23 protein-coding genes are annotated in these 22,920 nt (G+C 43.7%); 18 read left to right on the top strand and 5 right to left on the bottom strand.

Features of this window, described 5'->3' with window-relative positions; translation table 11 throughout:
• Positions 1-106: 106 nt before the first annotated feature.
• The 7 genes from HDC91_RS18290 to HDC91_RS18260 all read left to right on the top strand — a co-directional run bounded on the left by HDC91_RS18290 (position 107) and on the right by HDC91_RS18260 (position 6,390).
• Entirely contained in the window at positions 107-1,786 is a 1,680-nt protein-coding gene (locus HDC91_RS18290) for a DNA polymerase/3'-5' exonuclease PolX (protein ID WP_183554644.1), read from the top strand.
• Between the two features lie 75 nt (positions 1,787-1,861).
• Entirely contained in the window at positions 1,862-2,854 is a 993-nt protein-coding gene (gene rfaE1, locus HDC91_RS18285) for a D-glycero-beta-D-manno-heptose-7-phosphate kinase (protein ID WP_183554642.1), read from the top strand.
• 22 nt (positions 2,855-2,876) lie between these two features.
• On the top strand, positions 2,877-3,431 hold the full coding sequence (locus tag HDC91_RS18280) for a D-sedoheptulose 7-phosphate isomerase (RefSeq protein WP_183554640.1): 555 nt from the start codon (positions 2,877-2,879) through the stop codon (positions 3,429-3,431).
• A gap of 197 nt (positions 3,432-3,628) precedes the next feature.
• Positions 3,629-4,141 carry a D-glycero-beta-D-manno-heptose 1-phosphate adenylyltransferase gene (gene rfaE2, locus HDC91_RS18275; RefSeq protein WP_183554638.1) on the top strand — a complete coding sequence of 171 codons (513 nt, stop codon included), beginning with the start codon at positions 3,629-3,631 and terminating at the stop codon, positions 4,139-4,141.
• Between the two features lie 53 nt (positions 4,142-4,194).
• Positions 4,195-5,163 (top strand): glycosyltransferase family 9 protein, encoded by a 969-nt coding sequence (locus HDC91_RS18270; protein ID WP_183554636.1) that lies wholly within the window; start codon positions 4,195-4,197, stop codon positions 5,161-5,163.
• Between the two features lie 57 nt (positions 5,164-5,220).
• Positions 5,221-5,844: a porin family protein gene (locus tag HDC91_RS18265; RefSeq protein WP_183554634.1), complete on the top strand. Its 624-nt coding sequence runs from the start codon at positions 5,221-5,223 to the stop codon at positions 5,842-5,844.
• A 63-nt stretch (positions 5,845-5,907) separates the two neighbouring features.
• Positions 5,908-6,390: a histidine phosphatase family protein gene (locus HDC91_RS18260; protein WP_183554632.1), complete on the top strand. Its 483-nt coding sequence runs from the start codon at positions 5,908-5,910 to the stop codon at positions 6,388-6,390.
• A gap of 64 nt (positions 6,391-6,454) precedes the next feature.
• Here the strand turns inward: HDC91_RS18260 and dprA are convergent, their stop codons facing one another.
• Positions 6,455-7,480: a DNA-processing protein DprA gene (gene dprA / locus HDC91_RS18255; RefSeq protein ID WP_370576860.1), complete on the bottom strand. Its 1,026-nt coding sequence runs from the start codon at positions 7,478-7,480 to the stop codon at positions 6,455-6,457.
• Between the two features lie 228 nt (positions 7,481-7,708).
• Here dprA and HDC91_RS18250 point away from each other — a divergent pair, with 228 nt between their 5' ends.
• Positions 7,709-8,086, top strand: a complete 378-nt coding sequence (locus tag HDC91_RS18250; RefSeq protein WP_183554630.1) for a BlaI/MecI/CopY family transcriptional regulator — start codon at positions 7,709-7,711, stop codon at positions 8,084-8,086.
• Entirely contained in the window at positions 8,083-9,735 is a 1,653-nt protein-coding gene (locus HDC91_RS18245; RefSeq protein WP_183554628.1) for a M56 family metallopeptidase, read from the top strand. Before HDC91_RS18250 ends, HDC91_RS18245 begins: the two co-directional genes overlap by 4 nt.
• A 9-nt stretch (positions 9,736-9,744) precedes the next feature.
• On the opposite strand, the gene rsmG is transcribed toward HDC91_RS18245, so the two are convergent.
• From rsmG to HDC91_RS18230, 3 genes are read right to left on the bottom strand one after another with little or no spacing between them, the layout of a single operon-like run.
• The gene (gene rsmG, locus HDC91_RS18240; RefSeq protein WP_183554626.1) at positions 9,745-10,371 is read right to left on the bottom strand and encodes a 16S rRNA (guanine(527)-N(7))-methyltransferase RsmG; all 627 of its coding nucleotides are present in this window, start codon (positions 10,369-10,371) and stop codon (positions 9,745-9,747) included.
• A complete protein-coding gene (locus HDC91_RS18235) occupies positions 10,361-10,966 on the bottom strand; it encodes an RNA polymerase sigma factor (protein WP_183554624.1) in 606 nt (201 codons plus the stop codon). The genes rsmG and HDC91_RS18235 overlap by 11 nt, the downstream gene beginning before the upstream one ends.
• Positions 10,957-12,090 carry a glycosyltransferase gene (locus tag HDC91_RS18230; protein ID WP_221262268.1) on the bottom strand — a complete coding sequence of 378 codons (1,134 nt, stop codon included), beginning with the start codon at positions 12,088-12,090 and terminating at the stop codon, positions 10,957-10,959. Before HDC91_RS18230 ends, HDC91_RS18235 begins: the two co-directional genes overlap by 10 nt.
• A gap of 404 nt (positions 12,091-12,494) precedes the next feature.
• On the opposite strand from HDC91_RS18230, the gene tgt reads away from it, so the two are divergent.
• The 4 genes from tgt (at position 12,495) to HDC91_RS18210 (ending at position 16,755) form a co-directional block, all read left to right on the top strand.
• Positions 12,495-13,625, top strand: coding sequence for a tRNA guanosine(34) transglycosylase Tgt (gene tgt / locus HDC91_RS18225; protein WP_183554622.1), 1,131 nt, complete (start codon positions 12,495-12,497; stop codon positions 13,623-13,625).
• Entirely contained in the window at positions 13,626-14,741 is a 1,116-nt protein-coding gene (locus HDC91_RS18220) for an LptF/LptG family permease (RefSeq protein ID WP_183554620.1), read from the top strand. It abuts the gene before it with no gap.
• Positions 14,741-15,643, top strand: coding sequence for a DMT family transporter (locus HDC91_RS18215; protein ID WP_183554618.1), 903 nt, complete (start codon positions 14,741-14,743; stop codon positions 15,641-15,643). The genes HDC91_RS18220 and HDC91_RS18215 overlap by 1 nt, the downstream gene beginning before the upstream one ends.
• Positions 15,644-16,470: 827 nt before the next feature.
• Positions 16,471-16,755, top strand: a complete 285-nt coding sequence (locus HDC91_RS18210; RefSeq protein ID WP_183554616.1) for a hypothetical protein — start codon at positions 16,471-16,473, stop codon at positions 16,753-16,755.
• Positions 16,756-16,806: 51 nt separating this feature from the next.
• Here HDC91_RS18210 and ispE read toward each other — a convergent pair whose 3' ends face one another.
• Positions 16,807-17,610 carry a 4-(cytidine 5'-diphospho)-2-C-methyl-D-erythritol kinase gene (gene ispE / locus HDC91_RS18205; protein ID WP_183554614.1) on the bottom strand — a complete coding sequence of 268 codons (804 nt, stop codon included), beginning with the start codon at positions 17,608-17,610 and terminating at the stop codon, positions 16,807-16,809.
• 166 nt (positions 17,611-17,776) lie between these two features.
• Between ispE and HDC91_RS18200 the strand changes: the two genes are divergently transcribed.
• The 5 genes from HDC91_RS18200 (at position 17,777) to secDF (ending at position 22,772) form a co-directional block, all read left to right on the top strand.
• Positions 17,777-18,598: a thymidylate synthase gene (locus HDC91_RS18200; protein ID WP_183554612.1), complete on the top strand. Its 822-nt coding sequence runs from the start codon at positions 17,777-17,779 to the stop codon at positions 18,596-18,598.
• Positions 18,599-18,622: 24 nt separating this feature from the next.
• Complete coding sequence (locus HDC91_RS18195; protein ID WP_162432962.1) at positions 18,623-18,823, top strand: hypothetical protein; 201 nt, start codon at positions 18,623-18,625, stop codon at positions 18,821-18,823.
• Entirely contained in the window at positions 18,820-19,200 is a 381-nt protein-coding gene (locus tag HDC91_RS18190; RefSeq protein WP_183554610.1) for a type II toxin-antitoxin system death-on-curing family toxin, read from the top strand. Before HDC91_RS18195 ends, HDC91_RS18190 begins: the two co-directional genes overlap by 4 nt.
• The gene (locus tag HDC91_RS18185) at positions 19,197-19,679 is read left to right on the top strand and encodes a dihydrofolate reductase (RefSeq protein ID WP_183554608.1); all 483 of its coding nucleotides are present in this window, start codon (positions 19,197-19,199) and stop codon (positions 19,677-19,679) included. The genes HDC91_RS18190 and HDC91_RS18185 overlap by 4 nt, the downstream gene beginning before the upstream one ends.
• 114 nt (positions 19,680-19,793) lie before the next feature.
• On the top strand, positions 19,794-22,772 hold the full coding sequence (secDF, locus tag HDC91_RS18180) for a protein translocase subunit SecDF (protein WP_183554606.1): 2,979 nt from the start codon (positions 19,794-19,796) through the stop codon (positions 22,770-22,772).
• Positions 22,773-22,920: the final 148 nt, after the last annotated feature.

The raw sequence follows: 22,920 nt of genomic DNA, 5'->3' as shown, positions 1-22,920 counted from the left end.
AGCTAATGGTTCATGGTTCATGGTAAAAACCGGGAAAACTATGAACCATTAACTATTGTCTATGAACTCCCCCACCTCTTTTGTATTTTTACGCCACAACTAAATTATGGAGAACAAACCCATCGCACGCGCGCTTCGCTTACTATCGCAATTGATGGAATTGCACGAGGTTAACCCCTTCAAAATAAAATCGATAGCTAATGCTGCTTTTAAGGTTGATAAATTGCCGTTTCCGCTGGCAGGCAAAACTGTAAGCGAATTAGAGAAGATAGATGGTATAGGAAAAAGCCTTGCTGCCAAGATAGCCGAACTGTTAGCGACCGGCACCATGACCGAGCTGCAGGAAATGCTTGCCCAAACGCCTGATGGTGTCATAGAAATGATGGGTATAAAAGGCATAGGACCAAAAAAAGTTGCCATCATCTGGAAAGAGCTGGGAATTGAAAATGCCGGTGAACTTTATTACGCTTGTAACGAGAACCGCCTTATTGAAGCAAAAGGATTCGGTTTAAAAACGCAGGAAGAGATCATAAAGGTGCTGGAATTTAGGATGGCCGGTAACGGCAAGTTTTTGTATGCCCAGGTAGAGAATGAGGTTAAGGCGCTGATGGAGGAGATTCGCGGTATTTTTCCGGATGCGTTAAAACACATTGCAGGAGAGTTTCGCCGCCGTAGTCCGATAATAAGCGAGGTGGTTATTGTAGTGGGCAGCCTGAACCAGGAAATAGCCTACCAGGCACTTGCCGAATTAGATACCCTAAAAAATGTAACCCTTAGTGGCACTCATATATCTGCCGAGTTAAATAACGGTTTACTGGTTGATATTATATGCGTTGACAAGGCAAATTATTACTATGAACTGTTTATAAATACAGGCGATACGGAACACGTTGATGCGGTGTTGGCGCGGATAAACACCCCGCTTGAATTGCCCGAAACAGAAGAGCTTATATATCAAAAAGCCGGCCTGGCGTGGATGCCTGCCGAACTGCGCGAAGGCAAGTCTTTTATAGAGAAAGCTGCAGCGGACAACCTGCCAACACTGATAAGTTACCACGACCTGAAAGGCACTTTGCATAATCACAGCACCTGGAGCGACGGGGTAAATACGCTGGAAGAAATTGCCTTGTACTGCCGCGATGAGCTTAAGCTGGAATATTTAGGCATCAGCGACCATAGCAAAAGCGCTTTTTATGCCAAGGGTTTAAGTATCGAGCGGGTTTTACAACAGCATGAAGAGATAGATCACCTGAACAAAAAGCTGGAGGGTTTCCGCATATTTAAAGGGATCGAATCGGATATATTGAACGATGGATCGTTGGATTACCCGGATGAAATATTAAAACGCTTTGATTTTATTGTGGCATCTATACACGCTAACCTGAAGATGCAGGAGGATAAGGCTACTGCCCGATTAATAAAAGCTATCGAAAACCGTTACACTACCATTTTGGGCCACCCAACAGGCAGGCTTTTGCTTAGCCGCAAAGGGTACGATATCGACCATAAAAAAGTTATTGATGCCTGTGCCGCTAATAAAGTGGTTATTGAAATAAACTCCAACCCGTTAAGGCTTGATCTTGACTGGCGCTGGCATCAATACGCGCTTAATAAGGGCGTTATGTTATCTATCAATCCTGATGCACACCGCAACGCCGGGTTCCACGACATGTACTATGGCATAAATGTTGCCCGTAAAGGTGGTTTAACAAAAGATATGTGCTTAAACGCGTTATCTATAACAGAGATAACCGAGGTGTTTAAAAAGAAAAGAGAAGGTCGGTAACCGAAAGTCGGAACGTCCGAAAGTCAGTCAAAGACTGAACAAGGCAATGACCTAATGACTCAATGACACAACAGAATGCTAACAGATAAAGTACGAAAAATTCTGCAGTCGGGCGCGGTGCCAAACATTTTGGTAATAGGCGACCTGATGATAGACCACTATATTATAGGCGATGCTACCAGGCTGTCGCCCGAAGCCCCCGTTCCTATAGTCAACGTAAAAAACGAGTTTACCACTCCCGGCGGCGCTGCTAATGTCGGACAAAATTTATTAGCGCTTGGCGCAAAAGTATCGCTGGCAGGTATAACCGGTGACGATGCGGATGCCGAACGCCTAACAACCATTTTGAGGGCTGAAGGCATTAACGCTGAGGGCATTTTTAAAGACAGCACCCGCCCTACCACTACAAAAACACGCGTAATGGCGGGCAGCCACCAGTTGGTCCGCGTAGACAGGGAAGTAACTAATCCGTTAAATGAAGATTTACAACGCCGTTTTTTAGAAGGTATAAAAACCAACATAGGCCAGGCGGATATTGTGGTTTTGTCAGATTACAACAAAGGCCTTTTTTCTGAAGGGCTTGCGCAACAACTTATTGAAGAAGCCGGGCGCATGGGCAAAAAAGTAGTTATTGACCCTAAAGGGCTTAACTATGGCAAGTATAAAGGCGCTTTTATTATCAAACCTAATCGTAAGGAGCTTGCCGAAGCCGCTAAAACAGAAAAAATTACCAATATTGATGAACTGCAGCAAGCCGCCCGCGTTATTATTAAACAAACGGGCGCCGAATATATAGTGGTAACCTTATCAGAACAAGGTATGGTTATTATCAGCGAACTGGCTTATAAACTGCTGCCTGTAAAGGCCACCTCGGTGTTTGATGTTACAGGGGCCGGCGATACAGTGCTTGCAGCAATGGCTTATTTTATGGCGCAGGGCCTAAATGTAGAAGAAGCCTGCGAACTGGCCAACCATGCCGCCGCTATTGTAATAAGGCAAACCGGAAGCGCCGTAACAACAGTTGATGAAATACTGGAAGATATAGAGGTTAGAAATTCTAAACACTAATTTTTAAATCCGAAATAAAGAGATGGTACTTGAAGAATTATATGAACATCGTAATTTGATACAAAAGGTTATAGAGGACCTGTCGGGCGATATTGAATTGGCCTGCCGTACTATGGTTTCGGTATTAAAAGATGGTAAAAAGGTTTTAATTGCCGGTAACGGCGGCAGCGCCGCTGATGCACAGCATATTGCCGCCGAGCTTAGCGGTCGGTTTGTAAAAGAGCGTAAAGCCCTGCCCGGCATAGCCTTAACGGTTGATACATCTGCGCTTACGGCCATAGCTAACGATTATGGGTACCATCATGTATTCTCACGCCAGGTCGAAGCGCTGGCCCAATCCGGCGATCTGTTTATCGGTATATCAACCAGCGGCAACAGCCAGGGCATTTTAAACGCCTTTGAAACAGCGCGTAATATAGGCTGCAAAACGCTGGGTTTATCCGGCCGCGATGGCGGTAAAATGAATGGTTTGTGCGACCTGAATATCGTTATCCCATCTGAAGTTACCGCACGTATCCAGGAAATGCACATCCTTATTGGTCACGTTATGTGTAAGGCTGTGGATGATGCGTATTAATAATCTTTATTGCAATCACTCGGCTATAGTCGAGTGATGATTATTATAAGGCCTCTGGCCGCCTGTATACCAGCACACTGCGGCGAAACGCCGCATAATAATAGTCACCCGGCTGGAGCCGGGCGACTGCGGAATAGCGATGTGTATACACAGTAGCTCATCGGGGCGTTACCCAATTATTTTTTTAATTTTATACCATGCGCCACGATCTTGAAAAAACACTCCTTGAGAAAATAACCACCCTGCCGCTACTAAAGGAGCATATCATCACCTGGAAAAGCGGGGGTAAAAAAGTTGTTTTTACAAACGGCGTATTTGATCTGCTGCATCTGGGGCATATCACCTATCTTTCCAAAGCTGCAGAGCTTGGCGATAAACTGGTTATTGGTTTAAATGCCGATGCATCGGTTAAACGGTTAAAAGGCGAAAATCGCCCTGTTAATGATCAAAATAACCGCGCGGCCCTGTTAGCCGCCTTGTTTTTTGTAGATGCCGTTGTTTTATTTGAAGAAGATACCCCCCGCGAATTGATAACCCAACTTATGCCCGATGTACTGGTAAAAGGCGCAGATTATACTGTTGAAAACATTGCCGGCGCCAAAGAGGTATTGGCTAATGGCGGCGAGGTTAAAACCATTACATTGGTTGAGGGGTATTCATCCACTAATATCATCAACAAAATAAAAGCGCAAAGTGGGACTGCAAGGTAAAAATCTAAAAGTTTAGAAATCCGAAATCGAACATTCGAAATCCGAAATAAATAATGAAGATACTGGTAATCCGTTTCAGCTCGATGGGCGATATTATATACACCACTCCTGTGGTGCGTTGCCTTAAAACGCAACTGCCCGATGCCGAGATACACTTTATTACCAAACCCGCATTTAAATATATTTACGATAATAACCCATATGTTGATAAGCTGCTGTTATTAAAACCAAACCTATCAGATACGATCGCCGATATCAAATCAGAGGGTTACGACTACATTATCGACCTGCATAATAATTTACGTACCGCGATCATTAAATTGCGCACCGGTATAAAATCGTCTACCTATAAAAAACAAACCATACGTAAATGGCTGAGCTTAAAGCTTAATATAAAGCTTGTGCCACCGGTACACCTTGTCGACCGTTATTTAAAGGCTGTAGCCTTTTTGGGGGTTACCAATGATGGCCGCCCGATAGATTATTATATTAAACAAGATCACCAGTTGCAGGCGCTGCTGCCTGCATCGCACCAAAACAATTATGTAGCATTTGTTATAGGCGCCACGCACTTTACCAAACGTATGCCCAATAAAAAGATCATCAGCCTTTGCAAACAGCTTAACTATCCAATAGCATTATTAGGCGGCAACGACGTTAAAGCAAACGGCGAAGAAATAGCAGCAGCGGTTGGCGCTAACGTTTATAATGCCTGCGGTGTAACCTCGCTTGACGAATCTGTTTTCCTGGTATCAAAGGCGCAAAGCGTTATTGGTTTTGATACCGGCCTTACCCACATCGCCGAAGCATTTAATAAGCCCATCGTATCCATATGGGGCGGTACCGTACCTGAGCTGCTTGGAGTTCAGCCTTATATGGTGAAAACCGCGATGGTTGCCGGTATAGAGCTTAGCTGCCGCCCTTGCTCAAAGTTTGGGTTAGAGAAATGCCCGCTTGGTCATTTCAAGTGCATGTACAATATACCGGAAGAACCCATTGCAACCTTTGTAAATATTACTTAGCCGATAATTTTTCTTGGGAAAAAGATTATTTTTGCCGAAACATAAATCTTATTATACATGAAAAAAATTCTACTATTGCTTTGCTGTGCATTTGCAGCATCAACCGCTTTTGCCCAGTTGCCAACCTTTGGTATCAGGGGTGGTGTAAATTTCGCAAAACTTAGCGCATCAAGCGGTAACTTATCCTTATCAACAGGTTCAACCACCACTTTTGCAGCAGGTGTATTTGCCGATTTTAAGGTGGGTGCAGTTTCCATTCAGCCGGCTTTAAACTACACCGGTAAAGGTGGTAACTTTTCTTTCGAGGGTATTGATGGGGAAGCAGATTTTAAAACTTATTACCTGCAGGTGCCGGTAAATATTGTTTACCACATACCTGCTGTTATTGGCAATGTATATTTTGGTGCAGGCCCTTACGTAGGCATGGGCTTATCAGGTAAGGCAAAAGGTACTGATGCGGATGGTAACTCCGTGAGCGAAGACATTGAATTTGGTAGCGAACCGGGAATGTTAAAGAAAACTGATTTTGGTTTAAATGGAATTGCCGGCGTTGAATTTAAAGGTGGCCTTATCTTAGGTATTAATTACGACCTGGGCTTGTCAAACATCAGCAACGATACAAGCGACGGTGAGTCATTAAAAAACCGCGTATTTGGTGTTTCTGTAGGATTTAAATTCTAATCAGAAAAAACAATATTTATAAAAAAGAGGGACATGCGTTCCTCTTTTTTTATTTTAGAGGAAATGAAAAAACTACTGCTGATTCGCCATGCCAAAGCCACACACGAAAGCGGGTATGCGGATTTTGAAAGGCCCTTAACCGACAAGGGTTTTAAGCAATGCGAACTAATGGCATCAAGGCTAATAGCCGATGGGATAAGGCCGGAGATAATGGTAGCAAGCCCAGCCCTGCGCACCTTGTCAACAGCCAATGTTTTTACGCAGGAAATGGGGTTACCACAAAGCCTGACCAACAAAAATATTTACGACTCCAGCGAAAGCACCCTGCTAAACGTGATATATAATTTACCCCAGGAGTTTGGTTTTATAGCCCTTGTGGGCCACAATCCCGGTATAAGCCAGGTGCTTTATTATTTAACCGGCGTTATAAAAGAAGTGCCGCCTTGTTCAGTTGCTTTAATTGAATTCGACGCAGATAGCTGGCAAGAAGTCTTTGAGGGAAGCGGTAAACTTGCACATTACGATACCCCGAAGGAGACTAAGTAGAAGGTTCTGAGTCTTTAGTCTGTAATATAAACCGACTTGAGACTTAAGACTAAAAACTCAAGACTTAATTCACCTTATACATTTTACCCGGAAGCGATCGGATAAAGCCCTGCAGTTCCATATCCAGCAAGGTCATCGCCAGCTGGCTCATGGGCATATTTGCCTTAATGGCTAAATCGTCAATTGCAAGTGCCTGGTTATGCTGCCTGATAATTTCGTACACTGCCCGTTCCTCAGCCGATAGGTCTATCGGTAACAATAATTGCTCGGGTGCAGCTTTTATATCAGTGTTCTTTTCCCAACCCAGGCTGTAAGCCAGGTCCGCAACGCAGGTAAGCAAAGCCGCTTTATTATTACGGATCAGAAAGTTGCAGCCTTCAGAATACTCATCCCCCAGCCTTCCCGGAAACGCGAATACATCGCGGTTATAGCTGTTGGCTATTTCAGCGGTTATTAGCGCGCCACCTTTTAGCCCTGCCTCTACCACAATAGTAGCATCGGCCATTCCCGCCACTATACGGTTACGCTGCGGAAAATTTTCCCTGTCGGGGATAGTGCCCGATGGATATTCACTCAACAAACCGCCATTCTCCAGCATCTTTTCGGCGGTGCCTTTGTTTTGGTGCGGGTATAATTTATCAAGACCGTGCCCTAACACGCCAACCGTAGGTACACCCTGTTTAAGGCATTCTTTGTGGGCGGCTACATCAATGCCCAGGGCAAGGCCACTTACTACCAACACGTTGTATTGCTGTAATTCTTCAACCAGCTGCCTGCAAAGCTGCCTGCCATAATCGGTAGCGTTGCGCGTACCAACAATACTTACGCAATGGTATGGGTTTAGGTTAGCATTGCCCTTACTGTATAGCAACACGGGCGAATCGTGGCAGCCTTTTAACCGCCTGGGATAGCGGCTATCTGTATAAAATATTACGTCGATGTTATTCTTGTCGATGAATTTTAACTCCTGTTCGGCTTTGCGCAAGGCATGGTCAAAATCTATCTGCTTGATGATTTTTTCGCCTATGCCGGATATCTTAAGAAATTTGGCCTTTGGCGGTTTTAAATACGTTTTCGGCACTGCCCGCATGCGCTACAAGGCTTTTGGCATGGGTACAGCCAATACTTTTAATAAATGTTAAGGCAACCTGGTGTTGTAACGACATAAGCTTCGGTCGTCTAAAATATAAAATTTCCTAAAATAATTAGCATTTTTTACGGTTAAACAAGTAAATACTTTCATGAAAAAAAACTATAAAAATAGTTTGCAAACTATAAAAATAGTTCTACCTTAGTCTAACTATAAAAATAGTTTGCTATGAAACTAAAAGAACTGACCAAGGCCGAAGAACAGATCATGCAGATACTGTGGCAATTGAACGAAGCGATAGTAAAGGACATCCTCGAAAAAATACCCGAGCCAAAACCCGCCTACAACACGGTATCAACCGTAGTGCGTGTGCTTGAAGGAAAAGGCTTTGTAGACCATAAAGCCTACGGCAACTCCCATGTTTACTTTCCGGTAATCAGCGAAGACGATTACAAGAAATTTACTTTCGACAAGCTGATGAGCAATTATTTTGATAACTCCTACAAAAGCCTGGTATCGTTCATAGCCGACGAAAAAAACCTGGGCCTTAAAGAGCTTGACGAGCTTACCGAACTGATCAACAAACTTAAATCTCAAAAAAAATGAGCTGGCTGCACTACCTCATCGAAGCAAATATTTACCTGGGCGTTTTTTATTTGTGCTATTGCCTGTTTTTGAACCGCGATACTCATTATACCTTAAGCAGGGCTTACCTCATTTTTAGCAGCGTTGCGTCGTTTGTGCTGCCCATAACCAAACTGGGCATGTTAAAACCTGTTGAAGAACTGGTTATACAACCCGCAACACCGCTTGCACGCGGGCCGCTGACATACACGCCTGCTCAAATTGGCCCGCCGGAATATCATTTCACCTTGCAAAACTTGGTATTGTATGCGTATGCGCTGGGGGCAGCAATTGCCTGTTTAACATTAGTGTACCGTTTATACAAATTATATATGCTAACGCGCAAAAAGCATTTGGTTTATCAAAACCAATACAAACTCATTAATCTGAACGACGAAAATACCGCCTTCTCATTTTTTAATTACCTGTTTATTGGCCGCAACTTGCCGCAGGCCGAAACCATTATCGCGCACGAGTTGGTGCATATACGGCAAAAGCATTCTGCAGACATTCTTTTGTTAGAGTTGCTGAAAGTAATCAACTGGTTCAATCCGCTTATTTATCTTGTTCAGCGGAGCCTCAAAACTATACACGAATATATAGCCGACGAACAAACCGCCGCGCACGAGCGAGACACACTCGCCTATTCTTCGTTTTTACTTAACAACGCCTATGGCATACAGGGCGCGCCTATCTCGCATTCATTTTTCAATTATAACCTATTAAAAAAGAGGATCATTATGTTAAATCAAAAACGATCGGGTAAGTTAGCAAGGCTAAAGTACCTGGCAGCGGTGCCGCTTTGTGCCGGCATGCTCTGCACATCAACATTATTGTTTAGTAAGGATTACGGGGTGATAGACCTGGCGCCACAAAAAACTGTGGAGATACCCGATCCTGTTATTGACAGCACCAAGTATGCCCTGAAAATAGTTAATAAGGCAGATAAGGTTACGATAATATCGGATAAAATGGTGTTCACTAACCCTAAAACCAATGTTGAATCCGTTTACACAGTAAACAGCTTAACCGAAAAAGACAAAATAACCCTAAAGGAAAAAGGGCTTGATGTATCTGTTGTTGCGCGCGAAAAAAACGATACTATACCGCCGCCTCCGCCGCCTGCACCGCCTAAAGTTAAGCTTAAATCACCGCCGCCACCACCCGCACCTCCAAAAAAGTTAAAGGTTAGCCATGTAAAATTTCCGCCGCCGGTTGTAACCAGAGACAAGTTTAACGGCACACCACCGCCGCCGCCGCCACCTTACGATTCTGCTTATGATCAATTGTTCACTTATATGGCTAAATACACACGCTATCCCACCGCAGCATTCGATAAAAGGATAAACGGAGATGTGATACTTTCGCTTGTTATTAATAACGAACATAAAATAACTGATGTTAAAGTAGCAAAGGGAATAGGATACGGTTGCGACGAAGAAGCCATCAGGGCGTTAAAAGCATTTAACGGCACTATAGATAAGGCACCGGGCACCTATACAATGGTAGCAACATTTATGTTGATAAATGAGAAGGCGCGTCAGTTTTACGCACCGCCAGCCTTAACTGACAATGTGGTAGATGCCAAAAACTTTATGGGACAAGTAACCCTGGCAGGATATTTAAAGTAGCGGTAATGGTTACCCTTTTATATAGATAACCTGCTTGGTTTCAAAAAACTCCTCCTCAAAATAATCCCTGAGGTAGAATTGCTGCACGGTTAAACCCGCGTCGGCAATTTCTTGCGTTAAGTCCCCCCCCTTTAAATACAGTATTCCGTTTGGAAATTTATTAACCGACTGCTTTTTGAATTTGCCCTTCACCCAAGGGTAAAAATCCTTTAGCTGCGTAACTGCGCGCGATATCACAAAGTTGAATTGCTCTTTAATATCTTCGGCACGTGCATTCGTGGCCCGCACATTTTTAAGCCCTAATGCGGTGGCAACTTCGGCAACCACCTTAATTTTTTTTCCGATAGAATCTACCAGGTGAAAATTGGTTTCGGGGAAAAGTATAGCCAGCGGGATGCCCGGGAAACCACCACCCGTCCCAACATCCAGTACGTTTTCGCCGGGTAAAAAGGTCATTACTTTGGCTATCCCGAGCGAGTGCAGCACATGGCGCTCATACAACAGGTCGATATCCTTTCGGGATATTACGTTGATCTGGCTGTTCCAAAAGGTGTACAGTTGCTGCAGCTGTGCAAACTGGGCCTGCTGGTGGGCCGTAATATCCGGGAAATATTTAAGCAGGATATCAGATGTCATCCTTATTATAACGGTTAATGATATTACCTAACAAATACCTGGCCCTGAATAACTGCGCCTTAACCGTACCCAGGGGCAGATCAAGCTGTTGAGCTATTTCCTCGTACGAAAGTTCATCAAAGTAGCGCAGGGTTATCAGGTTACGGTAGCGTATGGGTAAGCTATCTATCAATACTTTTAATTCTTCGGTTTGTTGTTTTTTGATGGATGTTTCTTCGGGGTTCAAGCCATCTGATTTTATTTGAAGCGGCTTTTCGTCACCATCTTCATCCATCATGCTATGTATGGATTGCGTGCTAAGCTTTTTCTTGCGTATAAAATCGATACAATTGTTGGTGGCTACGCGGAAAAGCCATGTGCTAAACGCATATTCGGGCTGGTACTTTTCCAGTTTTTCAAAAGCCTTGGCAAAGGTTTCAACGGTAAGGTCCATGGCGTCCTCTTTGTTGTTAACCATTTTTAACACCATAAAATATATCGAATCTTTATACCGGTGCATCAGGTCGGCATAAGCTTTTTGGTTACCTCCCCTTGCCTTTACAACCAAGTGGAAATCGTTTTTAGCATTTTCGGTGAAATGTTTATTTATTTCCATCGCGTTGTTTTAATAAAAGTACCTATCAATCCAAACACGTTTAAGTATATATAATATATCATATCAAAAAATGGCAGCGCCCATACCAGGTCGCCGTTATCCAGCTTTTTAAATACTTTGCTATAAACCAACAGTTGCAGTATCCACCTGAAAACAAAAACGCCTATAATTAAAAAGGGTTCAAATTTAAATACCAGGCACAATATAAATAAAACATAAAATAAAAACCCGCTAACGGCATCAAAACTTAGCATTCGCCTGTGGCTGTTCTTATATAATTTGCCTACGCCCATATGCCGCTTTTTTTGCCTGAACCAGCCAGCCAATGTAGTTTTAGCATCGGTATAGGTAAAGGTATCCGGGTGTATTTGTATACTGGTGTTTCCAGGCGTGGCGTTTTGATTCACAAACAGATCGTCATCGCCGGATATAACGTGCATGTGGGACGCGAATCCCTTCGCCTTAAAAAACAACGATTTGGTATACGCCAGGTTGCGCCCTATACCCATATAAGCATCGCCGTTAAGCGCTGCCGAAAGGTAACTTATCGCGGTTTTTACGGTTTCGAACCTGATGAAAGGATTCAGGAAGTTACCGGTGCGGGTGTATGGCGAATAACCTAAAACAATTTGTGTTGAACCCGTAAAACCGGCCGCCATAAGGGTTATCCAATTAAGGGTAGCCGGCTTGCAATCGGCATCGGTAAACAAAAGATGTTCGTTTTTTGCGGCTTTTATACCCAGGGTAAGGGCAAACTTTTTACCGGTTTTATACCGCTCATGCTCCGTGATCGTTACAATTTTAAGATGCGGGAACTCTTGTTTTATCTCCAGCAGTATCATGTCCGAATCGTCGGTAGAGCAATCGTTTATAACCACCACTTCATAATCCGGATAGTTTTGCTGCAAAATATAAGGCAGGTTTTCTGTCAAATTACGGGCCTCGTTACGTGCGCTGATGATAACTGAAACGGGTACAGTTGGCGGTGGCATCCCGATAGCTATTGAGGTGTGGGCAGGTTTGTAGCGTGTAAGCCGGCTGTGGTTACTTAGCAGGTAATACAGCTGAAGAATAAAACATAGCTGAAACAGAACAAATAACGCCTCGTGAATATAAACTTCCAAACCCCTTGATAATAAGGTGCAAATTTGATAAAAATAGGTGAGACTTTGAGGCAAAATTTCTTAACAAAGCGGCTATTTACTCACCCCGCGGCGTTACGTGCGCGACCCTCTCTTCGCCTGCGGCGGAAAGAGGGTGAGGAACTTTTATCTCTTCCTTTTATTTCCCACCCTCTTTGCACAGCAGAGAAGATCGGCAAGCGCAGCGATGCCGGGATGAGTTGACTAACAAAGCGGCGAATCTTACTCACCCCCGCGGCGTTACGCGCCCGACCCTCTCTTCGCCTGCGGCGGAAAGAGGGTAAGCCTCTTTTTCTTCACCCTCTTTGCGCAGCAGAGAGGGTCGGCAAGCGCAGCGATGCCGGGGTGAGTAAACCCGCAAACTTTTGTTAATTTTGCACCAGTAAATGAAATTTAATTTAACCGCACAAGACCCGCTCTCTAAAGCCCGCGCGGGCGAGCTTACTACAGACCACGGGGTTATACAAACGCCTATTTTTATGCCTGTTGGCACAGCCGGCACGGTAAAAGCAGTACACCAGCGCGAACTGAAGAACGATATTAAAGCACAGATCATATTAGGCAATACCTATCACTTATATTTAAGGCCCGGGCTAAATACCATAGAATTGGCCGGCGGCTTGCATAAATTTAACGGCTGGCAGGGTCCTATTTTAACCGATAGCGGCGGCTACCAGGTGTATTCGCTTACCGATGTGCGAAAGATAAAGGAAGAAGGCGTTACTTTCCGCTCACACGTTGACGGTTCAAAACACCTGTTCACGCCCGAAAACGTAATGGATATACAGCGCGTTATAGGTGCCGATATCATTATGGCATTTGATGAATGTACCCCCTATCCGTGCGATTACAACTATGCAAAACGTTCTATAGAGATGACGCACCGCTGGCTTAAACGCTGCTGCGACCGCTTTGATACAACCGGCCCCAAATATGGTTACGACCAAACGCTTTTCCCGATAGTTCAGGGATCGGTATATAAGGACCTGCGGGTGCGCTCGGCTGAGGTTATCGCCTCTTTTGAACGTGAAGGCAACGCCATTGGCGGCTTATCGGTAGGTGAGCCTGCCGAAGAAATGTACGCCATGACAGAGGTTGTTTGCGATATTTTACCCCGGCATAAACCACGTTACCTGATGGGTGTGGGTACACCGGTTAATATATTAGAAAACATTGCTTTGGGTATTGATATGTTTGATTGCGTAATGCCTACCCGAAACGCCCGCAATGGCATGTTGTTTACAAAGGACGGCATCATTAATATTAAAAACGAGAAGTGGAAGAACGATTTTAGCCCTATTGAGGTTGATAGTGATCTTTACGCGGACACGTGTTATACTAAAGCTTATTTGCGCCACTTGATACACAGCGGCGAGATGCTGGGGGCGCAAATAGCTACATTGCATAACCTGCACTTTTACATGTGGTTAGTTACCGAAGCACGCAATAAAATCATTGCCGGAGAGTTTTACGAGTGGAAGAAAGTTATGGTGAACCGTTTAGGCCAAAGATTATAAATGAGAGCATTCTTACACCGATATTTAACCGTAATTGACAGGTACATCATCAAAAAATACTTGGGCACCTTTGTGTTTACATTGGGAATTTTTATGGTGATATCGGTTGTGTTTGATATATCTGAGCACCTTGATAACTTTTTAGGCGACGACGTAGCGGTAAACGATATTGTTTTTACTTATTACGCCGGGTTTATCCCCTTTTATTTGATGCTGCTTTCGCCGCTCATTAACTTTTTAGCGGTTATTTTTTTTACGGCTAAAATGGCCAATCAAACAGAGATTGTGCCTATTTTAACAAGTAAGGCCAGTTTTTATCGCTTTTTGCGGCCCTATGTGTTATCTGCCGGGCTAATATTTACCGTTTCCTTGTTCGCAAATGTTTACCTGCTACCCTTTACCAATAAGCTAAAGATCACTTTTGAAGGCGCTCATTTTTTTAAAAACGACGACCCCTCAAAACAAGAAGTACACATTCAGCTTGATAAACGCACCTTTGTTTACCTGGAAACTTATGACCCGGATGTGCAAACCGGCTATAACTTTACACTCGAAAAATTTGATGGCGACGAACTAAAAGAGAAGCTTACCGCTACCAGTATCAAGTACGATTCGCTTAAAAACCGATGGACCATCATCATGCCAACCATACGATATGTTAACGGTTTAAAAGAAGTCTTTAAACAAAACATGCCCTCCATCGATACCGTTTTAGACATGCGCCCGATTGATTTTGAAGCGCATGATAATGTAGCCAGCAACATCTACAGCGCTATGTCTTTAACCGCTTTAAACAAGGGTATCGAGAAAGAAAAGACACGTGGCACCGGCGTAATTACCGACATGAAATTTGAAAAATACCGCCGCTTTGTGGAGCCATTATCTTCGTTCGTACTCACCTGTATCGGGGTCGCCATAGCGTCGAGAAAAGTGCGTGGTGGCGTTGGTTTGCCATTAGGTATCGGCATTTTTATATGTTTCACTTATATTGTAGTGAATAAATTCGCCCTCGTATTTGCCATAAAAGGGGGCTTTCCGCCGCTTATGGCAGTGCTGATGCCCAACCTGATATTTGGCACACTGGGCTATATTCTTCTTGCTAAAGCACCAAAATAATGACTGTTTCAAACAATAATGCAGGCATAAACAAGAACCTTTTAATACTGCATTTTACTGTTTTTGTATGGGGATTTACCGGAATTTTAGGTCGGCTTATTTCTATTTCAGCAGTAAATTTGGTGTGGTACAGGGTGCTTATAGCAAGCTTGTCGTTATTTTTATACTTCAAATTTAACAAAACCGCGTTCAAAGTTACCGCCAAAACCGCGCTGAAATTACTGCTTACGGGTGCTTTAGTGGGCGGCCATTGGATACTTTTCTTTGCTTCTATTAAGCTTTCAACGGTGCCGGTAACCTTGGTATGCCTGTCTTCCATCACGCTTTTTACGGCGATTTTTGAGCCGCTGATTAATAAAAAGCGCATCTCAAGAATGGAGATTTTGGCCGGTATTTTGATCATAACGGGTATCATATTAATTTTCAAATTCGAAACACAATACACTAAGGGTATAATTGCCGGCCTAATCAGCGCTGTGCTTGCAAGCCTGTTTGCCATCATCAACAGCCGCCAGGTAAAGCACCACCAGGCGCCTGTTATCGCTTTTTATGAACTGTCTGGTGCGCTGCTGTGGATCACTATCTACCTTTTTGCTACTGCAGGCACAGCTGGTTTTTTGATACCGAAAGCTGCTGATCTGGGATATTTATTCCTGCTGGGCACTGTATGTACATCGCTTGCGTACGTCGCGGGCGTATCGGTAATGCGCGAGCTGTCCGCCTTTCGCGTAGCCCTTATAACCAATCTCGAACCGGTTTATGGCATCATTATGGCCTTCCTTTTTTTTGGTGATATGAACAAAATGTCGGTTGGTTTTTGGGTAGGTTCGGTTATTATACTATCTACTATCTTCCTTTTTCCTGTGGCACAAAAGCAGGTTGCTAAACGCCGTAAATTGTAAATTTCTTCTTTCTAATTCCGCTGGTTGCAACCATATCTTGTGGGGTAGGGGATAAAGTGCGCCTGCTGTACAGCGCGTTTTAAGTCGTTTTAAGACACTATTAATTTTTGCCCACCTGCATGCTGTAAAAATATTTTGGTGCGAAACTGGGGCAAATTTAAAAATCAGTTAGTGTACTGATTGTTCAGGCAAAGTTCAGTTATAAACATAGCTGATGAAAGTGCTTATTTCGGTAATTTACAACTAAACTAATCAATTGATGTTTTAATATAAAAAATTTAAAATCAAATATTTATAATTTTTATAAGAATAATAATTTTAAATAAAATTCAGCTTTTAAATTTACAAATACTAAAAAAAATAGCAACCGTTCATAAACAGAGTAAAATATGTCAATAACATATTATTAATCAGATAAATACAACAGGTTAAATCATTAAACAATTTGAGGCCGAAAAATAAGTCGGTATTCTTTTCAAAGTGTACCGAACTCAAACTTTAAGCTTTTTAAAAAAATACGGGGAGTATTAACTTTGTATACAGCAGCGCGTTTTAACATCAAAACTGATAGTTAAAAATCGGTTCGAGGCAGCGGTCATTTGTTCAAGACAAGTCATTGGTTAATTACCAAAATCGGGCCAAAAGGGATGCGGCCCCTCGCGCGGGAAAAACGTGCTTAAAACTTTTTGAAACGATTGTTATCACAGAGTAGCATGAGCGGGCTTTTACTGCTATGTTTTTTAATTGCAAACCGCTTATCAGTTACGGCGTTTTTAAAAAAGATTTAAAAAGCGCATATTGTATAAACTAAAACCAGGAAGACAACCATGAGTATTAAAAATATTTTCGCACTCGTCCTTGTAGTGCTCATCACTATCGTCATTATGCAAAATACCGACGAGGCGTGGTTCACCATTTTGTTTGTTAAAAAAAGCGTTTCAAAACTTGCGGTGATGACAGCCATAGCGTTGGCCGCTTTCGTCCTGGGCGTACTGGTTGGACGGCCAAAAAATAAAAAGTACAATATCAGCGAACACTACGACGAACTACATGCCGGCGAAGACAAAAATACACTAAGTGACGAAGACAGGGATTATATCAGCCGGGATTAGAGGTTGGTGATCACCGGTTAATCCTTAAGGTTTTTCATCTTTCCAAAAGCGTCACACATTTTCAAAAACCCGGTAGTTTTCTTTCATCACATCAAGGTTTGGTGTGTCTTTAAAAATGCCAAAAACCGATGCGCCTGAGCCGCTCATACTTGCGTATACGGCGCCATGTTCGTACAGTTCTGCTTTTACGCCACGTATAACGGGATGATCGCGGAAGATATGGCTTTCAAAGTCGTTCTTAATGCGCCCTCTCCACGCCGTAAGGGGCGTTTTTATGAGGTCGTATAACGAATCGCGGACCGGTGCCGGTTTTACGCCTCTGTAAGCCTCTGCGGTTGATACGTGCTCATCAGGCATCACCAATACAATTTTATATGCCGACAAGTCGAGAGTGATCGGTTCAAACTCGTCTCCCTTCTCAAACGCGAACACGGGCTGGTTGCGGATGAAGAAAGCACAGTCGGCGCCGAGTGTGCGGGCATAATCTTCCATCCTATCAGCCGACAAGCCCAGTTCAAATTTATCGTTCATCAACCTAATGAAAAACCCGGCGTCGGCCGAGCCTCCACCGAGCCCCGCTCCTATTGGGATATTTTTGTGCAGATGAATTTTTACCGGCGGCAGGTGGTGGTCTTTTTTTAGCAAGTGGTATGCCTTGATGCAAAGGTTATCAACCCCTGCCCCGGGAATGTCAAGTCCCGATGATTCGAAGCTCAATTTGTCAGCTTCTGTAACTTCCAGTACGTCTTTAATTTTCACCGGGTAAAAAACGGTTTCCAGGTCGTGGTAACCATCAGGCCGGCGGGCAACAATATTTAAGCCGATATTTATTTTGGCGTTCGGGAATACTATCATCAAAAATTCAATTAACACCGTATGTATTTATACACATCAGTAGGATACCAAAAATAGATTATTTTTATTTGCATTTGATTAGGGATGTTTAGAGAGGTTGTAAATGTTGTAGTAACACATTGGCAACTTTTAACCCTTTAACCACTACAACCCTTACAACCACAAAATGAAACAGTACCTCGACCTGATGCAGCATGTGATGGAGAACGGAGCGCAGAAGCACGACCGCACCGGTACAGGCACCCTTAGCGCGTTCGGTTACCAAATGCGTTTTAACCTGCAGGACGGGTTCCCGATGGTGACTACCAAAAAGCTCCACCTTAAATCCATCATCCACGAGCTGATCTGGTTTCTGAGCGGCAATACCAATATCAAATATCTTAAAGATAATGGCGTACGCATCTGGGACGAGTGGGCCGACGAGAACGGCAACCTTGGCCCGGTGTATGGCTACCAGTGGCGCAGCTGGCCAAAACCCGATGGCGGCCATATAGACCAGATAACACAGGTTGTAAACCAATTAAAGACAAACCCCGATTCGCGGCGTATTATGGTATCGGCATGGAACGTTGCCGATGTTAACCAGATGGCCCTGCCACCCTGCCATAGTTTGTTTCAGTTTTATGTGGAGCCCCCCAACGCCGCTAAAGGTGAAACAAGAGGAAAATTATCCTGTCAATTATATCAGCGCAGCGCGGATATATTTTTAGGGGTACCCTTCAACATCGCGTCGTATGCTTTGCTTACCATGATGATGGCCCAGGTATGCGACCTGGATTACGGCGACTTTATTCACACCTTTGGCGATGCCCATATTTACAACAACCATTTAGAGCAGGCCCGCCTGCAGCTAAGCCGCGAGCCAAGGCCATTACCAACCATGCGCATCAACCCGGATGTGAAAAACATCTTCGATTTTAAGTACGAGGATTTCACGTTGGAAAATTACGAGCCACACCCGCATATTAAGGGCGTTGTTGCGGTTTAGACGGATGTTTTGTAAATTTGGATTATGAGCACTACAGAGTTAAAAGAAGAGATACAGAAAGCCGTTGAGCAAATTCCTGAAAATGCTCCTGAAAATCTGCTGCAAGAGGTTTTAGGTTACATACAAGATGTAAGTAATAAAATCACTGAAAAGGCAAAACGTGCTGAATATGTTAAAGAAATAATTGCTGAAGACGAAGAAGTATTTAGGAAACTTGCGCAATGATTGACTTACAGGAGGTCGAACAATATCACAACGATTTAATTGATCAGTTTGGTGGAAGTAAGGGCCTAAGAGATATCGCAGGTTTGGAAGCTGCTTTAGCGCGTCTGTCAATGACCTTCGATCAGCAAGATCTTTATCCGACAGCTGCTGATAAAGCTGCTGCGGTATTTGAAAGTCTTATTATCAATCACCCTTTTATCGACGGTAATAAACGTATAGCATATCTTTTACTTCGCCTTACCATGAGGGTTGAAAATACTACGCTAGTAGCATCCCCAAAAGAAAAATATGATATGGCAATAGCTGCGAGTATGGGTCAATTTAATTTCGATCAAATAAAAAATTGGATCGTTAAGCATTCAATTAAAATTCAATGACAATCTCCATTATAGTAGCCATCGCCCAAAACTACGCCATTGGCAAAAACAACCAGTTGCTTTGGCATATGCCCAATGATCTTAAACACTTTAAGCAGATAACATCAGGCCGCACCATTATTATGGGGCGCAAAACGTATGAGTCGGTTGGTAAGCCGCTGCCCAACCGCCGCAATATTGTAGTTACCCGGCAGGATATACAAATACCGGGTTGCGAGGTGGTAAAATCAATTGACGAAGGGCTTAGCCTTTGCGCGCATGAGGATGAAGTGTTTATTGGAGGTGGTGCCGAGATATACCGGCAGGCGATGGATAAAACCGACCGGATATATTTGACCATTATCCACAAGGATTTTGAGGCCGACACGTTTTTCCCCGAAATTGACTACCTGAAATGGAACGAGGTAAGCCGAGTTTACAACGAACCGGATGAAAAAAATCCGCTGCCGTACTCATTTATCACACTTTACCGCCGCTAACAAAAACACAGATTATTTTGTTTCAATTAAAAATTTCATGCTTGTGAAATTTTATTAGATTTGCCGTCTTATTTAAAAAGCTTATAAACTAATTAATTACATATTTAATTCGCGATGCAAGGTAAAGGGGTTATTAAATTTTTCGCCATTCTGCTGGCTGTGGTGTGCTTATACCAGTTTTCGTTCACATGGGTGGCCCACAAAGTTGAGCAAGATGCCAAGGCGTATGCTAAAGGCGATCCTGAAAAGGAGAAGGCTTATCTTGATTCTGTTTCCACATTACCGGTTTACCCGGTACTTAACCACACCTACCAATATTGCGTAGAGCGGGAACTGGCCCTGGGCCTCGATCTAAAAGGTGGTATGAACGTAACCATGCAGATATCGTTGCGCGAGTTGGTTACAGCGTTGTCAAACAACAACACCGATCCGGCCTTTAACCAGGCACTAACCAACGCGCAGGCACGCAGCATTACCGAACAAAAGGATTACATAACCCTTTTTGTTGACGAGTACGAAAAACTGGCGCCCAACAGCAAACTTGCTGCTATATTTGCAAACAGCAACAACCAGGATAAGCTGAAATTCAACTCGTCAAACAGCGATGTTGAGGCGTATTTAAAAGATCAGGCAAACACTGCTGTGCAACAGTCGTACACGGTGTTACACACCCGTATAGATCAGTTTGGTGTTACGCAGCCAAACATTCAGCTGCAAAAAAGCACTAATCGTATATTAATTGAGTTGCCTGGCGTTAAAGAGCCCGAGCGCGTTCGCAAACTTTTGCAAGGTTCGGCCAAACTGGAGTTTTATCAAACTTTTGACAATACCGAGGTTTACGGTTTGCTGAACAACATTAACGGCCTGTTAGCTGCTAAAAACAAAACTTCAAAAGCCGATACTTCAAAAGCCGATACCGCAAAATTACTGGCAGCGGCAAAAGATACATCTGCTGCCGGTAAGCCAGCAAATTCGTTAGTAAACAAATTAAAAAACAGCACCAATAAAGATTCTGCCAGTTTGGTTAAAAACCAGTTGGCCGCTAACCCGCTATTCGCGGTTATGTCGCCTGTAACTTATCAGGATCAAACGGGCCAGCAGCAATTAAGCCCGGGCCCAATTGTTGGTTACACTGCACAAAAAGATACCGCTAAGGTAAATAGCTACCTGCGTAGTGCCGATGTCAAATCGGTTATTCCGCAAAACATGAAATTCTTATGGAGCGTAAAACCTATTAAAAACTCAAAAGTATTTGAACTTTACGCTATCAAACTTTCGGGTGCCGAGAACGGCCCTGTCCTGTCGGGCGACGTGATAAACGACGCGCGCAGCGATGTAGACCAAATGAAAGGCGGCTACGAGGTTACCATGTATATGAACTCGCAGGGTGCCGCAAAATGGAAAACCATTACCGCCGAAGCTTCTTCAGGCGCTAATAAAAGGGCTATAGCCATCGTACTCGACGATAACGTTTACTCGGCCCCTAACGTTCAGAACGAAATCTCAGGTGGCGTATCATCCATATCGGGCGGTAACTTTACCCTTGAAGATACAAAGGATTTGGCCAACATATTAAAAGCCGGCCGTTTACCTGCACCTGCACGCATCATTGGCGAAGCTGTAGTTGGTCCGTCATTAGGTCAGGAAGCCATAAACGCCGGTTTGTTATCTTGTATATTAGGTTTGGTGGTGATCCTTATTTTCATGATCGCTTATTACAAACGCGCGGGTACAGTTGCCGTAATAGCGGTACTGATCAACGTATTTTTCCTGATGGGGGTATTGGTGAGCCTGCGCGCAGTGTTAACGCTGCCGGGTATTGCAGGTATCATTTTAATATTGGGTGTTGCGGTTGATGCCAACGTGTTGGTTTACGAGCGCGTGCGCGAAGAACTTGCCCTGGGCAAATCCATCCGTATAGCTGTAGCCGATGGCTTTAAACATGCTTTACCTTCTATCCTTGATGCCAACATCAGTACATTCTTAACAGGGGTTATACTGTTCTTATTCGGTAGCGGCCCAATACAGGGTTTCGCAACGACCTTAATGATCGGTATCGTAACTACCCTTTTCTGCTCCCTGTTGATCTCAAGGCTTATATTCGAGTTTATGCTCGAAAAAGGCTGGGATATCACCTTCTCTCGTCCATGGAGCTCGCACACCTTTAAAAACGCTAACTATGCCTTTGTAAAAAACAGGTTTAAGTTTTATGCATTCTCCGGGATATTTATTGCGGCAGGTTTAGTATCTATGGTTACACGCGGCTTTAACTATGGTGTCGACTTTGGCGGCGGGCATACTTATATCATTAAGTTTAACCACCCCGTTACTACCGAGCAAATACACGATGCCGTTGATGCAACACTTGGCCGCGGTACCGAGGTTAAAACTTACGGTACTGATAACAAAATGAGCATCAATACCAACTATCAGATAAATGATACATCTGCAAATGCTGATGCCAAAGTACAAACAGCATTGATAAAAGCGCTGGCTGCAAACCCCGCAACCAAAATTGACGCTAAACAAATATTAAGCCATCAAAAGGTAGAGGCCACCATAGCAAACGAGGTGAAGGCCTCGGCTAAATGGACCATTATTTTAGCAATTATTGTAATATCGGCCTATATATTGATCAGGTTCCGTAAATGGCAGTTCAGCCTTGGTGCGATGGTGGCTACCGCGCACGATTCATTGCTGGTGCTGTCGTTCTTCTCCTTATTCAAGGATATCCTTCCGTTCTCGTTGGATATTGACCAGGCGTTCATCGCTGCGCTGCTTACGGTTATAGGTTATTCAATTAACGATACCGTGGTAGTGTTCGACCGTATCCGCGAGTTCCTTGAACTGCACCATGCCAAAACAGATGACCCTAAAGAGGTTATTAACCATGCCATTAATAATACTTTAAGCCGTACTATCATCACCGCGTTTACCGTGGTATTGATATTGGTGATATTGTTCATATTTGGTGGAGATGTTATCCGCGGGTTCTCGTTCGCATTGCTTATAGGTGTTGTTTTTGGTACCTATTCGTCTATCTGCGTGGCTACACCGGTTATCATCGACTTTGGAAAGAAAGACCTGAGGTAAAAAATATCTCACATAAATTAAAGGCTCCAAAGAACATTTGGAGCCTTTTTTGTTGTAAAAGTAAATAATCGCGTCAGCCCCCCTCAAACCATCCCTTTAAGAGGGAATTATACGCTGAAGCCCTGCCTCACGTAAGGTTTGGGTGGGG

It is taken from the genome of Mucilaginibacter sp. AK015 (assembly GCF_014200785.1).
Lineage (GTDB): Bacteria > Bacteroidota > Bacteroidia > Sphingobacteriales > Sphingobacteriaceae > Mucilaginibacter.
The sequence above is the reverse complement of the archived record's forward strand: the minus strand, read 5'-3'. Positions and strand labels throughout refer to the sequence as shown.